Source organism: Nitrosospira sp. Nsp2 (assembly GCF_003050965.1).
In the GTDB taxonomy this organism is placed as follows: Bacteria; Pseudomonadota; Gammaproteobacteria; order Burkholderiales; family Nitrosomonadaceae; genus Nitrosospira.
On record NZ_QAOU01000008.1, the window covers coordinates 1 to 15,076 of the forward strand.

At 55.5% G+C, this 15,076-nt stretch carries 9 protein-coding genes; 4 read left to right on the forward strand and 5 right to left on the reverse strand.

Translation table 11 applies throughout. From position 1 onward, the window contains the following. Window positions 1-512: 512 nt before the first annotated feature. The 3 genes from C8R31_RS13885 (at window position 513) to C8R31_RS13895 (ending at window position 5,212) form a co-directional block, all read left to right on the forward strand. Window positions 513-2,708 carry a primosomal protein N' gene (locus C8R31_RS13885; RefSeq protein WP_107694680.1) on the forward strand — a complete coding sequence of 732 codons (2,196 nt, stop codon included), beginning with the start codon at window positions 513-515 and terminating at the stop codon, window positions 2,706-2,708. A gap of 173 nt (window positions 2,709-2,881) precedes the next feature. Further along, window positions 2,882-4,318 (forward strand): argininosuccinate lyase, encoded by a 1,437-nt coding sequence (argH, locus tag C8R31_RS13890; protein ID WP_107694681.1) that lies wholly within the window; start codon window positions 2,882-2,884, stop codon window positions 4,316-4,318. A 9-nt stretch (window positions 4,319-4,327) separates the two neighbouring features. Further along, window positions 4,328-5,212: a fructosamine kinase family protein gene (locus C8R31_RS13895; RefSeq protein WP_107694682.1), complete on the forward strand. Its 885-nt coding sequence runs from the start codon at window positions 4,328-4,330 to the stop codon at window positions 5,210-5,212. Between the two features lie 93 nt (window positions 5,213-5,305). Here the strand turns inward: C8R31_RS13895 and C8R31_RS13900 are convergent, their stop codons facing one another. Genes C8R31_RS13900 through C8R31_RS13920 form a run of 5 tightly spaced genes read right to left on the reverse strand, consistent with a single transcriptional unit; the run spans window position 5,306 to window position 13,878 of the window. Beyond that, on the reverse strand, window positions 5,306-6,904 hold the full coding sequence (locus C8R31_RS13900) for a peptide chain release factor 3 (protein WP_107694683.1): 1,599 nt from the start codon (window positions 6,902-6,904) through the stop codon (window positions 5,306-5,308). A 12-nt stretch (window positions 6,905-6,916) separates the two neighbouring features. Further along, window positions 6,917-9,076 carry an ABC transporter ATP-binding protein gene (locus C8R31_RS13905; RefSeq protein WP_107694684.1) on the reverse strand — a complete coding sequence of 720 codons (2,160 nt, stop codon included), beginning with the start codon at window positions 9,074-9,076 and terminating at the stop codon, window positions 6,917-6,919. After that, window positions 9,076-10,590, reverse strand: a complete 1,515-nt coding sequence (locus C8R31_RS13910) for an ABC transporter permease (RefSeq protein WP_107694685.1) — start codon at window positions 10,588-10,590, stop codon at window positions 9,076-9,078. The genes C8R31_RS13905 and C8R31_RS13910 overlap by 1 nt, the downstream gene beginning before the upstream one ends. A 22-nt stretch (window positions 10,591-10,612) precedes the next feature. Then, entirely contained in the window at window positions 10,613-11,590 is a 978-nt protein-coding gene (locus C8R31_RS13915) for an ABC transporter permease (protein ID WP_107694686.1), read from the reverse strand. A gap of 23 nt (window positions 11,591-11,613) precedes the next feature. Beyond that, window positions 11,614-13,878 carry an ABC transporter substrate-binding protein gene (locus C8R31_RS13920; protein ID WP_107694687.1) on the reverse strand — a complete coding sequence of 755 codons (2,265 nt, stop codon included), beginning with the start codon at window positions 13,876-13,878 and terminating at the stop codon, window positions 11,614-11,616. 399 nt (window positions 13,879-14,277) lie between these two features. On the opposite strand from C8R31_RS13920, the gene C8R31_RS13925 reads away from it, so the two are divergent. Beyond that, window positions 14,278-15,072: an enoyl-ACP reductase gene (locus tag C8R31_RS13925; protein WP_107694688.1), complete on the forward strand. Its 795-nt coding sequence runs from the start codon at window positions 14,278-14,280 to the stop codon at window positions 15,070-15,072. The last annotated feature ends 4 nt before the right edge of the window (window positions 15,073-15,076 follow it).

Sequence of the window (15,076 nt, forward strand, 5' to 3'; positions counted from 1 at the left end):
TGAAATACCAATATCAATACCAATGTTACATATACTTTACATACCCACAACCCTGTAAAGACTATCCGCGAAGATCAACCAAGTCAAGCAGTTTGTCAGCACTACAATACTCAGCAATATCCCCGCATCCCCTGACGAAAAGAGCGCCTAATGGCTCAGCCTTCTTCTCAACGTTTTTTGGCCCTTGATAAGAAAACCGAAATCCGTTGTTGCCATTACCCCAGCGGAATCGATCCGTCCACTAGCGTGCGGCACGGACAGTGCATCGCTTCGGTTAAAAGCATATCTTATGCCAACCCCTAGTGGATTCCGTAAATCAAGAGCTTGAGAAACAAAAACAGGCTTACCCGGGTACAATGTAAGAAGTCCCGACACGCCAACCCCAGATCCGGCGCGGAATTAAGCCGGTAACTGTCGGGGTTAAATTCCCCACCTTACTGCGATCGCCTCTCACGTCACCGCGGCGTCCGGGCATAATTGTCTGTTTCACTGGCTCCAGTGTCCATATTCCCATGCCTATCATTCGCGTTGCACTCGATGTTCCTGTGAACACCTTGTTCGACTACCTAGCACCTGACGAAATATCCGCGCGAGACATCGGCCTTCGTGTGCGCGTTCCATTCGGCAAAAATACGCTCACGGGCGTAATCATAGAAGTGATGGCTCACTCCGCCGTGCCGCCCCAACGGCTCCGCTATGCCAGTCATGTTTTCCGCGATGTCCCTCCCCTGCCAAAGGACCTGCTCGATCTATTCCGTTTTTGTAGCGATTATTACCATCATCCTCTGGGCGAGGTCGTCCTCAACGGGTTGCCCTCCAGGTTGCGCAGCAATAAACCCTTTGTAAAAAGGGCTGACGCTGATTTGCGATATCGCCTCACGGCGACAGGGGAATCGACTGATTTATCCCACGTTCCCGCGCGGAGTATCGTCAAGCGCAGGCTTTTGGCACGCCTGCAAGGACAAGGCGGGATGAGCATGAGCGAGGCAAGAGAAATCTCCAGCCGGGCTGTGAAGGCTATCAAGGACTTCATCGCCGCAGGATGGGTGGAAGAAATCCCGGTTTCATGCCCCGGCTACAGGATCTTCGACGAATCAAAGACATCGCCCGTGCTGACCCCCGCTCAGAAAAACGCGGTCGATGCCATCACGACGAAAGCAAATGAATTCCACGTCTGGCTATTGCATGGAATCACGGGGAGTGGAAAAACAGAGGTCTACCTGCGCCTTATATCGCTTTTACTCCGGCAAGCGCGGCAAACGCTCGTACTGGTGCCTGAAATCAACCTCACGCCACAATTGGAAGCCAGCTTCCGCGCCCGCTTTCCAGCTGTGCGATTGGTAAGCCTCCACAGCGGGCTCAACCCGTCTGAGCGTGCAACCGGCTGGCTGCAAGCGCAACAGGCAGAAGCTCAGCTCATACTTGGAACGCGTCTCGCAGTTTTTACCCCACTGCCAAAGCTGGGATTGATAATAGTGGATGAGGAGCATGATCCGTCGTTTAAACAACAGGAGGGATTGCGCTATTCTGCCCGAGATGTGGCGGTATTTCGTGCCAAACAAGCTGGCGTGCCGGTGATATTGGGATCCGCCACCCCTTCTCTGGAGAGTTACCATGCCGCTCTGAGCGGCCGCTACACCCGACTTCGATTACCGTTACGCGCGGTGAAGAACGCCTCGCTGCCGGTCGTACGTTGTGTTGATATGCGGACCACCCGAGCCAAGGACGGCCTTTCGGCTCCAGCGACCGCCGCACTGGCAAGATGTCTGGCATTAAACCAGCAAAGTCTTGTGTTTATCAACCGCCGCGGCTACTCGCCAGTATTGCTGTGCAGATCGTGCGGATGGGCGGCGGCTTGCCATCGCTGCGCCAGCCGCTTGGTGGTATACCTGCGCGAAAAACAATTGCGTTGCCACCATTGCGGGCACCGGGAACGCTTCCCCAACGCCTGTCCCCAATGCGGCGATCAGGATATCGCGCCTTTCGGACACGGCACGCAACGCGTGGCGGCCACGCTGGCAGAATGCTTTCCTGACGCCCGCGTCATGCGCATTGATCGCGACAGCACGCGCCGTAAAGATGCGTGGCCACAGATGCTGAAAGACATCCAGGAAAAGCGGGTGGACATTCTTGTCGGAACGCAGATTCTAGCCAAGGGGCATGATTTCCCCAATCTGTCGCTCGTGGCCATACTGAATTCGGACGCTTCGCTATACAGTACCGATTTTCGTGCTTCCGAGCGTTTATTTGCGCAGTTGATGCAAGTCGCTGGCCGTGCGGGACGCTCGGGTATTGAAGGAGAGGTATTGATTCAAACGGAGTTCCCTGGTCATCCGCTATATCATGCGCTTCAGAAGCAGGATTATGACGCGCTAGCCCGAACGTTGCTGGAAGAGAGAAGAGCGGCGGGATTCCCGCCTTTCGTGTATCAGGCTTTATTGCGAGCGGAGGCGCCGGAGATTGGCGTGGCGCTGAGTTTTCTCGCCAGCGCGGCATCTATCGCGCAGGCGCCGGAAGAAGTCGAAGTATTCGATCCTGTGCCCGCCCAAATGTCACGCCTCAAGGGAATGGAGCGGGCGTATCTGCTGGCGCAGTGCGGCTCCCGCAAACAACTACAGGCATTCCTCGCGGGGTGGAGATCAAGACTCGACGCGCTTCCGAGCCGCAAGGTGCGGTGGATATTGGACGTAGATCCCCTTGAGTTTTGAACGCACCGGACCATATCGGGCGAGCGTAATCGGTCAACGGCTCTTCCGCTGGAGTCAAAAAACGACGGCCGCCATCAGCGCATGGGGGGAGCGGATGTTTTGTTTTATACTCGCGTTCTTTAAATAGCAAAGGAGCGTTTGGAAAATTTAATATTTCCATTCCAGCAAGAATAATGGCAACCACCCACAAGAACAGCGCGTCGATCGAAAACACCAACGCCACCTGGTCAGGGCGCTTCGCGGAACCGGTTTCGGAACTGGTGCAACGGTACACCGCATCGGTGAATTTTGACCAACGGCTGGCGGAGTATGACATCCAGGGGTCTCTCGCCCACGCGGGCATGCTTGCAGCCGGAGGCATCATTAGCGCCGATGACCTGGCTGCGATCGAGTCTGGTTTAGCTGAGATTTTGAACGAAATACGGCGCGGCGAGTTTACCTGGAAGCTGGAACTGGAAGACGTGCATCTCAATATCGAGAAACGTCTTATCACTCTTATTGGAGATGCCGGCAAGCGCTTGCATACCGCGCGGTCGCGCAATGACCAGGTGGCGACGGATGTGCGCCTGTATCTGCGCGCCGCCATCGACAATATCGTTGATCTCATACATGCGCTTCAGCGCGCGCTGCTCGATCTGGCTGAAGCGCATGTGGATACGCTGATGCCGGGTTTCACGCACTTGCAAGTCGCGCAACCCGTCGTATTCGGTCACCATCTCATGGCTTATTTCGAGATGTTGAAGCGGGATGCTCAACGCTTGTCCGACTGCAGAAAGCGCGTGAACAAACTGCCGTTGGGAGCAGCAGCATTGGCGGGTACAAGTTATTCAATCAACCGCGAAATGGTAGCGCGACAATTGGGGTTCGACGGGGTTTGCGAAAATTCCCTCGACGCGGTTTCCGACCGTGATTTTGCGATTGAGTTCTGTGCCGCGGCAACACTCGTGATGACGCACCTGTCGCGCTTATCAGAAGAATTGATCTTATGGATGAACCCCTCCTTCGGCTTTATCGACCTTCCCGACCGGTTCTGCACCGGCTCATCCATCATGCCGCAAAAAAAGAACCCCGATGTGCCGGAGCTGGTGCGTGGAAAGACAGGGCGCGTTAATGGACATCTCATTGCCCTGCTCACGCTGATGAAGGCTCAGCCGCTGGCATACAACAAGGACAACCAGGAAGACAAGGAGCCGCTGTTTGATACGGTAGACACGCTCATGGACACGCTGCGAATCTATGCGGACTTGATAGCGGGCATTAGGGTCAACCGGGACGCGATGCGCGACGCGGCTATGCGGGGCTACGCCACGGCTACTGATCTGGCCGATTATCTGACAAAAAAAGGGTTGCCTTTCCGCGAGGCGCACGAGGCAGTAGCCCAAGCCGTGCGCTTCTCCGACGGAAGCGGCCGCGACCTCAGCGCACTCAGCCTGCCCGAGTTGCAGCAATTTTCGAGTCTAATCGACGATGATATCTTTGCGTTGCTAACGCTTCAGGGGTCGGTCGACAGCCGCAACCACATCGGTGGAACAGCGCCGGTACAGGTAAGCGCGGCGATCGCAAGGGCAAGGACATGGCTGGCCGGCGACGAACAGCTGCAAAGCGGATAACGTATATTCATGACGTCATGGACCGAAATTGCCGCGCAGATCTCCAGTTCAGAAGGGATTCCGTTTGTTGTGGAGAAAGTTGCGTCCATCGGCGGCGGCTGCATCAACCGAACTTATAGGGTGGGGGGCAGCGGACGCGAGTTTTTTGTCAAATTGAACAACGCGGATGCCTTGGCCATGTTCGAGGCGGAAGCGGCAGGGCTCAAGGAAATCCTGGGATCCCGGTCCCTGCGTGCTCCGGCGCCACTGTGCTGGGGGACCAATAGCACTGAGGCGTGGCTGGTGCTGGAGTATCTGGAGATGAACGATGCTGGTCGGAGCGGCGCAATCGCCCTGGGGCAGCGACTTGCCACGATGCATCGTTTCTCGTCGCAAAAATTCGGGTGGATACGCGACAACACGATTGGCTCTACCCCCCAGATCAACAAATTCTCAACCGGATGGACAGAGTTCTGGCGCGAACGCCGTCTGGGTTATCAGCTGAGGCTGGCGAGAGCGAATGGCTATACGGGCAGGCTACAGAAGCAAGGTGAGCAATTGATGGAACGGCTCGACCATTTTTTTCCAGGTCCGCAGCCGATTCCCTCTCTATTGCACGGCGATTTATGGGCGGGTAATTTTCGTTTCGACGACTCGGGACAACCGGTGGTATTTGATCCTGCCGTGTATTACGGCGACCGTGAGACGGATATTGCCATGACCGAGCTATTCGGCGGATTTGCGAATTCGTTTTATGCGGCTTATGGGGAAGCATACCCCCTGGAACCCGAGTACGAGACCCGTAAAACACTCTACAATCTCTATCACATACTAAACCATCTCAATCTGTTTGGGGGCGGCTACCTTCGCCAGGCGGAACAGACGACGGGTAGGCTGCTGGCGGAAGTCAGCTAATAAGCTTGATCCATCCGCCCCAAGGCTACACACCCCGGTGGAAGGAATGCTTCTTCAATCAGATCGCGCGCAGCAATGCCTCTGGGTGGTGTCTTACGCACACTGAAATACCAGCCCCGCGTGCTCTCGCATTCGGTGGAAACGGATGGTTTCCCAGCTTTCCTCGGCAACGCTCAGTTCAGCGCCAAATGATGCAAGGAAGGCCGGGGCGTTGACTGCGTCATACGCCACCCGATGCGCGTTGGAATCGATAAAGCGCCTGAGTTCGCGTTCGTCTTCCGCGGTAACCCAACGCGCAAGCTGGAACTTGGAGGGGACGAGCATCGCGTCGACGCCATACTCGTGTTTGAGTCGGTGCGCCACCACGTCGAACTGCAGGGTACCCACGGCGCCCAGCAGCAGAGTACTGCTGGAATGCGGCCGAAATACCTGGATCGCGCCCTCCTCGCCCAATTGGGCGAGTCCCAATTTGAGCTGCTTGCTCCGCATCGGGTCCGCAATTTCCACCGTCTGAAAGATTTCGGGGGCAAAAAAAGGCAAGCCGGTAAACTGCAGGCGTTCACCTTCTGTCAAAGTATCCCCCAATTGTAGCGTTCCATGGTTGGGGATGCCGATGATATCGCCGGGATAGGCGATGTCTAGCAAGTCCCGCCTCTGAGAGAGAAACGATACGACCCCGTTCGTCCGAATGTCCTTATCGTTACGCACGATTTTCAGATTCATGCCGCGCTCGAACCGCCCCGAACAGATCCTGACGAAGGCGATTCGATCACGGTGGGCTGGGTTCATGTTGGCCTGAATCTTGAAGACCACCCCGGAAAACCTCTGCTCGCCGGGTTGCACTTCGCGCTGCAGGGCCATGCGTGATCCCGGCGGCGGCGCGAGACCTACCAGCGCATCAAGGACTTCACAGATGCCGAAGTTGTTGATGGCCGAGCCAAAAAATACCGGTGTTTGCTTCCCGGCAAGGAAGGCGGCTTGGTCGAATTCAGGGGACGCCCCGCGTATAAGCTCGATTTCCTGCTGCATTTCGGCGGCGGTATCCCCAAACCGAAGTGCGATTGCGGGGTTATCCAGACCGTGGATGATTTCGTCATCCTCATCCAGCCGATCCGAGCCCGGACGAAAAACGCGCATCTGGTCGCGCTGCAAGTCGAATACGCCGTTGAAACTGCGACCCATGCCCACAGGCCAGGTAAACGGCACTGCCGCCATGCGCAGCGTTCGTTCGATCTCATCAATTAGATCCAGCGGGGGTCGCACCTCCCGGTCCATCTTGTTAATGAACGTGATGATAGGCGTATTACGCGCCCGGCATACGTCCAGCAAGCGTAACGTCTGCGCTTCGACACCGTTGGCTGCATCGATCACCATCAAGGCTGCATCCACGGCAGTCAGGACACGATACGTATCTTCGGAGAAATCCTGATGCCCGGGGGTATCCAGAAGGTTGATGACGCAGCCAGCGTACTCCATCTGCATAACCGAACTGGCTACCGAGATACCACGCTGTTTCTCGATTTCCATCCAGTCCGAGGTGGCGTGCCGGCTTGCCTTGCGCGCCTTGACACTCCCGGCGATATGAATTGCGCCGGCAAACAAAAGCAGCTTTTCGGTAAGCGTCGTCTTACCCGCGTCCGGATGAGAAATTATCGCAAACGTGCGACGCCGCGCCACTTCCTGACTGACCATTCTGAATATTCCTTATGCTTGCTGAGAATCTTGTTCCTGGGGATACAAATAGCAACGCGCGGTATGCGTTGAACTAAATGTGCTTGTTGCGGGGTAAATTTCTCGGCACACGGGCATGGCGTGCGGGCACCGGGGGTGAAAATGACAGCCAGCAGGCGGATGCGCAGGTGAGGGAAGATCGCCGTGCAAATGGATAATATGGCGTTTTGATTCGAGCTCGATCACCGGCACCGCCGACAGCAGGGCCTGAGTATAAGGGTGCTTGGGGCTGGTCAGCACTTCATCCACCGTTCCGCGTTCGACGATTCTTCCCAGATACATCACAGCGACTTCATCAGCGAGATATTCCACCACGGAGATATTGTGGGTTATGAATAGATACGCCAAGCCGAGATTGCTCTGCAATTCCTTCAACAGATTCAAAATCTGGGCTTGCACGGAGACGTCCAGCGCGCTGGTGGGCTCATCGCAAATGATAAGCTTCGGGTTGACGGCCAAAGCTCGGGCGATTGCAATACGCTGGCGCTGCCCCCCGGAAAATTCATGCGGATAGCGCCACTTGGCTTCGGGCGGCAACCCGACGCTATCCAATAGCGCATCCATACTCTGTCCCTGAGGTATCTTTCGCTGCGGTATCTTTCGTGGAAACACCCCAGCCTGAAGCTCCGCCGCTCTTCCGTCGCTTCCATTGCCGACATTCAGTGAATTAATGCCTTCTTCGATGATGTCGACGATGCGCATCCTCGGATTGAGCGAGGAATACGGGTCTTGGAATATTAGCTGGAACTCGGCACGCATGCGTCTAAGCCGGTTGCGTTCCAGCCCTACCAGTTCCAGCCCGTTGTAGCGTACGCTGCCCGAGGTGGGTGGAATGAGTTGCAGGATACTCTTCCCGACTGTTGTCTTCCCGCAACCGGACTCGCCCACCAGCGCCAGCGTCTTTCCCCGACCAATGTGAAGCGATACGCCATCCACCGCTTTGACGTATCCCACCACGTTTTTCATCAGCCCCTTGCGGATGGGAAAGTGGACCTTCAGGTCCGTAACCGACAGCAAATATGCGTCGGTGGTGGTTGCACCGGCAGGCGGATGCGACCCGATCTGCGCTGTAAACTCGTCCACAGCGCCAGGGTTATCAACGGTATTGGTGTTCTCCCGGAGCTGCCGGCCGGACGCTTGCTCGGCGGCGAGTGATCCGGCGTCCGCACCATAAAGATGACATCTTACGTGATGTTCCCCGGCTACAATGGACCAGCCCGGTGCCGCCTCATGACATAAGTCCCATGCATGCTCGCAGCGGTCCGCGAAACGACAGCCGACAAATTCCTGCGATAAGGGGGGCACGTTCCCGCTTATGGCTGCCAGGCGCAAACCTTGCCGGCGCCTGTTTCTCCCCGGAAGGGAAGCGAGCAACTTGCGCGAATAGGGATGCGCGGGAGCCTGAAAAAACGCATCCCGTGCGGCAGTCTCCACGATTTCGCCAGCGTACATTATTCCTACCCGATGCGCCATTTCGGCGGCAACGCCAAGATCGTGCGTAATGAGCAGAATCGCCATACCGTCACGCTGTTGGAGAGTACGCATGAGGTCAAGCACCTGCGCCTGGATGGTCACATCTAGGGCAGTCGTCGGCTCATCGGCGATTAGAAGCTCGGGTTGTCCCGCCAGCGCCATGGCTATCATCATCCGCTGCTTCATTCCACCCGAGAACTGAAACGGATATTCATGCATGCGGCGCGGCGCGTCGGGTATTCCCACTTGATTCAAGATTTCCACGATGCGCTCTTGCTCGGCCATACCGCGAAGATCGAAGTGGCGGCGAAGAACCTCGCCGATTTGCTCCGCCACGGTCATGACCGGATTCAGGCTTAGCATTGGCTCCTGAAAGATCATGCTGATGCGCTTTCCACGAACGCCGCGCATGGCCGCTTCCGGCAGCAGAAGCAAATCCTTTTCGCCCAGCCTGACCGACCCTCCCACAATTTCGCCCGACTCGGGCAGAAGCCGCATTATGGAAAGAGCGGTCATGGATTTACCGCAACCTGATTCGCCTAGCAAGGCGAAAGTCTCGCCTTTCCCAATCTCCAGCGTAAGCCCATCCACCGCATGTACCACCGTTGTATCGGTGTAGAGAATGGTTTCGAGATTTTGTATTCTCAATACCGGGCTCATCACAAAAATGAGTCCTCGGGCCTGGCTGAAGCGGTTTCAACTTCTGGCTTTTTCTGGATTTTTTTTCGGTGGAAGGCTTTAACCCTTGTCGACAAGTTCTTGGCTCGGGGGTCAAAAGCATTCTGTACCGCATCAGCGAATAGATTGGCGCTCAATACCAACGCAAACATGAAGCTGAAAGCGGCGAGCAATGCCCACCATACCATCGGCTCGCGCGCCATTTCCATGCGCGCGGCGTTAATCATAGTGCCAAAACTGATCATGGAGGGGTCCACGCCGACGCCTACGTAAGAAAGCACGGCCTCGGCCAGAACCAGACCGCTGAAGTCCATTACCGTCGATATCAGCACGATATGCATCACGTTGGGAAGGATGTGGCGGCTGATAATCCGCCAATGAGACACACCGAACGCATGGGCCGCTTGAATATACTCCATCTCCCTCAGTTTCAGGGTTTCACCGCGCAACAGCCGACACAAGCCGGTCCAGCTCGTTACCCCGAGTATGACGCACAGAAACAGCAGACGCAGGTCGGCGCGTGCCGCAACCGTGTCGAACAACTCCGGACGAGTTTCGATATATACCTGCATCATCAATACGGCGGCGGCAATCAGCAAAACGCTGGGAATCGAACTGAGCGTCGTATACAGGTATTGAATCACATCATCCACCCAGCCACGGAAATATCCCGCAGTGATACCCAGGAGCAGCGCAAAAGGCAACATCATCAATGTGGTGAGCGTGCCAATCACGAGCCCGGTGCGGATGCTTTTAAGCGATAGATAAAAAACGTCCTGCCCCACCTTATCCGTGCCGAATATATGGTAACTGCTGCACAACGCCAATGCCGCGCCGAGTAATACCAGTATCAGCGCGAGCATGATGCTAACGGCGTACCATGGGGTTGCGGTGGTACGGCACCGTATCGCGGCAAGTGCGGACATGAACGTTTCATTTCTTTGTCGCGCCAATGTCACAGCTAGCAAGGCGATCAGGACACCGCAGAGGAGCAGCCCCCCTACTGCGCCCGTCGCAGCCCTCGCCATAATGTCCGGCATAAGCTCTAGTTCCGGGTCCTGTAAATGCGCTCCGCCGTACTTCAGTCGAGGAAACTCGCGCGTCTGCCCGCCATCCGGAAGCTCTACCGTTTCGCGCGCATACAGATGAGCGGCAAACGGCGCGGAATAGGTCTTTTCCACGCGCGTGCGGAGAGGAGCCGCAATTAGGTCCAGCAAGCTCAGCACTTCAACGCTGTAAGCTGTCTCACTAACCGCGCCGTTGTCGCCGTTGCCAAGTTCGGTAGCGGGACGGAAATGTACCGTATCAAGTAATCCGGTAATGATAAAGAAGACCAGCACCGTGAGCGCGGACATACCGCTCGCGCTATGGCCCACGCGCCGCCACGGAGCCAGAAGGTGCTCGTTTCGCCGTATATGCCAGACAAGCACGAGCACAACCGCTACCAGCAGGTAGACGAGTGCGTCTGTCCACAGGACTACGGGTTTGAAAGACATGACAACTGCCGCGATCGCTCCATTATTCCATTCTTATTCTGGGGTCGACCAGCGTATAGGAAATATCCGTCAATATCAGCCCGACGATATACAACAGGGATCCAAGAAAAACCATAGCCCGCACCACCGCAAAATCCTGTGAATTGATCGCATCGATGGTATAACTCCCCAAACCCGGGATGCCAAAAAAGGACTCGGCAATGAGACTGCCCAGAAAAAGCAAAGGGATCACGACCACCGTTCCAGTCAATATCGGTATGAGCGCATTTCTCAGCACGTGCCCAAACAGCACGATACGCTCTGATAAACCCTTGGCCCGCGCGGTGCGGACGTAATCCCTGCTCATTTCTTCAAGAAAGATCGTGCGGTACCAGCGAGTATTGGCTCCGGCGCCGCTAATCACGCCGATAATCACGGGCAGTATGAGGAACTTCGCAGCGTCCATCCCGTAGCCGTAACCTGAAATAGGTACGAGATGCCATAGTTTGCTGATCAGGAATTGTCCGCCGATAATGTAGAAGAGGCTGGAGATGGACATTAGCGCGACGCATAGTACCACACCCCAGAAATCCACATACGTCGCCCGAAAAAACACCATCGTCAGCGCAAACACGATATAGACGCCCAGTCCCAGCAAGAATACCGGCAGCGCAATTGAAAGACTGGGTATCATCCGTTTTCTTATCTCATAGGCAATATCGCGCCCGTCGTCGGCCCGGCCAAAACGGAACGCAAACATGGATACCGACTTCTCAAAAAAAACCGTCCGGGTCAGTTTGGAGAAACCTTGCTCGGCATTATTGAACATCAACGGCTTGTCGTATCCACGCTCCTGCTTCCACCGGACGATGGCCTCGGGCGTCACGCGCTTGATGCCAAGCTGCATCCGAGCCATATCGTCGGGCGTATTCACCACGAAAAACAAGGTGAAAGTAATCAGGTTAACGCCAATCAGAATTGGAATCGCGTAAAACAAACGCCGGACAATGTAGTTAAGCATCTAATCTTGATTTTAGGCGGTGCTCAAGCGGGCTTGATGTCGCGGCTGGTTATTCCCGCGCTCCGTTCCCTGTGGCGATAAACCATTACCGCGGGGATCAGGCTGGCCAAAAGCAGTATTGCTACCAGCACAACCGGCCACAGCACTGGTTCATTCCATTCTCGCCGTTTCTCGGCTCTCAAGCTGCCATCTATGCGGAAGTATTTAATATTGTTGTGTGACAGTCTGTTCGGCTTAACATTCTCGTACCACGCGTGATATAACCCGTACTCCTTGGGGTGATAACCCCATAGCCAAGGCGCATCGCGACGCAGGATGCTCACCATGCGGTCAATGATGCGTTGGCGTTCCGGGCCGTTCTCCATATTCTTCATCTGCTCGAACAATCGGTTGTATTCGGAATTAGAGTAATTTGAGGCGTTTTCGCCCTCGCTCCCCGCCTTTCGCTGCGGACCGTGCAGAAGGAACAGGAAATTCTCCGCGTCCGGGTAGTCCGCATTCCATCCCCACTCGAAAATTTGCGCATTGCCCTTGCGTATCTTGTCCTGGAAACGGTTGTAGTCTGTACTTCGGACCACGAGCTGGATATTGAGTTTCTGAAATTGTTTCCGCATCCAGTCGAGACTTGATTTATCCTCGGCGCTACGGGCGGTAACGTCAAAGTACAGTACCAGCGGCGCTCCCGTCCGGGCATCCCTGCCGTTCGGATAGCCCGCCTCAGCCAGAAGCGCTTTTGCAGCTTCGATCGGTTTGCGCCGGGCACGTCCATTGACCCAATCGTACACTACTGGGTTCACACCCTCCTTGCCCTCGCGATGGCCTGCGATACCCGGCGGGATCGGCCCTTGCGCCGGAATGCCACGGCCGTTGGCAAATATCGAAACGTACTCTTCGTAATCAACTGCAATCGAGATCGCCTGCCGCAGCTTTCTTGCCGCCTCCTGTCCCTGCTTACCTACACCGCCTACTACCGGGTCTAACATATTAAAACCCATATAATTGGTGGACGCTGCCACAGCGGTTTCCAGCCTGATGCCCTGCTGCTTCATCGCTTCCGTCACTGTGGCTTCTCCCTGCCCCGTCAGTTGTACTGCCTGATCGAAACTGTCGGAACCAATGGCGGAAGCGTCATAGTATCCCTGGAGGAACTTGTTCCAGCGCGGAATGCTTTCCTTGTCACGGCTGTATATGACTTTCTCAATGAATGGCAACGGCTTGCCGGCATCCTTCAGCAAGCCCTCGTCTACGTCCTCGGGTGGGCCTTCCGTCGGATAGGCTTCGCCGTGAAAATTCGGGTTTTTCTCAAGTATCATTACGCGGTTTGGATCGTTTTCGGTCAACATATAGGGACCAGTACCCACGGGGTACCAGTCCAGTGTGATGTTTTTTTCCGCCATTCCGCGTTGACCGTAAAAACGCTCCGCCTCCCACGGGATGGGCGCAAAAAAAGGCATTGCCAGCCAGTACAGGAACTGCGGGTATTTCCCCTTGATCTTGATGCGATAAGTATGCGTATCCACAACCTGGGCGCCCTCGAGAGGGAAACTGTGGAGGTCCAGATAGGTGTCCGCGCCTTTTTGGTTGAACTGCGCCTGGGCCGTTACAGTCTCCAGCGTTGCTGAATATTCCTTAAGTCCGACGATATAGTCCGACATCAAACCCAATATCGGTGAATGCAGCTTCGGATGCGCCAACCGCTTAACCTGGAAAACGTAGTCATGAGCCGTGAGTTCCCGCGAGCCGCTAAGGGGAAAGTCACTCAGCTTGTAAATGCCCGCAAGATCCTTTGCTGACAGGGAATGATAGAGAAGTTCACCGCCCTCGTTTCTGGCAAATGCGGGGTGAGGTTGGTAACGAATTCCGGGCTTGATCGAAATTTCATAAACCGTATAGGCGATCTGCGCTGCATTGGCGTCATCCGCCAGCCGCTCCCCGCTCTGGCCGAAATATTGTACCACCGGCATTTTTGCTGCTGCCGATGGGATCAGTTCATAAGGACGCTTCAGATAATGGTATTGCAGCGGCGGCTCGTAGATCTGAGCCGTAAACAGAATTTCGTTTGAGCTATAGGACTGCACCGGGTCCAGGTGCTTGGGGCGTTCCGCAAAGGCGCTATAAAGTATATTTTTGTCTGCATCCGCGGCAGGGTAGGGGCTATTCCAGGGGTTGCCGCTGCACGCGCTAACCAGAATCACGGGCAGTACCGGAACATATTTCAGGGCCGCCTTAATAACGCGCCCGAGACGTGAGCCGCGGGAAAAACCAGATGGCGTGGCCGATGAGCGCATCGGGAAAAGTCTGCAACTCGGCAGGCTTCGAAATTGTTCCGCTCGGCGGTAACGCTCTGTAGTACCGGAGTCGCCACCGGACGCTGGACATTGGGATGCCCATGCGAGGATCTTTTTAGTCAAATATCTGGAAATCAGGTTACGCGAAACTGACCCGCTCCGCCCGCGCGCGCCTCGGCTTCGACACGTTCCGTTTCGCCACGCTGCCGCCGCGCCTGCGCATTGCGCAACCGTGGATTTACTAGGGGGATCCGCTAAAGCTGCCTTCATTGATGCAAGTGTAGCGTATAACCGACATGGAGACTGAGCACCGGCCAGCTAAAATTCGATGATTCCACAAGCGCCAATAACTTGACGCTATAATCCCCCCGATCGTTCAATACATTGCAAGGATATAACATGACACTGCTCGCCGATAAGCGGATCCTCATCGCCGGATTGCTCAGTAATCGCTCCATTGCTTATGGAATTGCGAAGGCGATGCATCGCGAAGGCGCGAAATTGGCCTTCACTTATCAGGGAGAGGGAATCCGCGAACGCGTTGCTAAACTCATCACCGAGTTTGATAGCGATTTGCTATTTCCTTGCGATGTTTCAAATGATGAGGACATTGCGAAGTGTTTCGACAGCCTGGGACAACACTGGGATGGCCTTGACGGCATCGTTCACTCCATCGCTTTTGCGCCACGGGAGGCTTTGAGCGGAGACTATCTGGAAAGTGTCAATCGGGAAGCTTTTCGCATCGCGCACGATGTAAGCTCCTATAGCTTCGCAGCTTTGGCAAAAGCCGGCCTGCCGCTGATGCAGGGGCGCAATGGTGCCCTTCTCACGCTTACCTACCTGGGCTCGGCTCGCGTTATGCCGAGTTACAACGTCATGGGACTGGCTAAGGCAAGTCTTGAGGCAAACGTGCGCTTCATGGCATCCAGCCTTGGGCCCAAGGGGATACGGGTCAATGCCATTTCCGCTGGTCCAATCAAAACCCTGGCCGCAGCCGGAATCAGCAACTTCGGAAAATTGTTGAGCTATACCGAAAAAGTCGCCCCGTTACGTCGAAATGTTTCGATCATGGAGGTAGGCAACACGGCCGCCTTTTTGTGCAGCGACCTCGCGAGCGGCATCACCGGAGAAATTACCCATGTGGACGCGGGGTTCAACACGATAGCGTTTGACGTCATCGACTCCTGCCCTTAGTGGA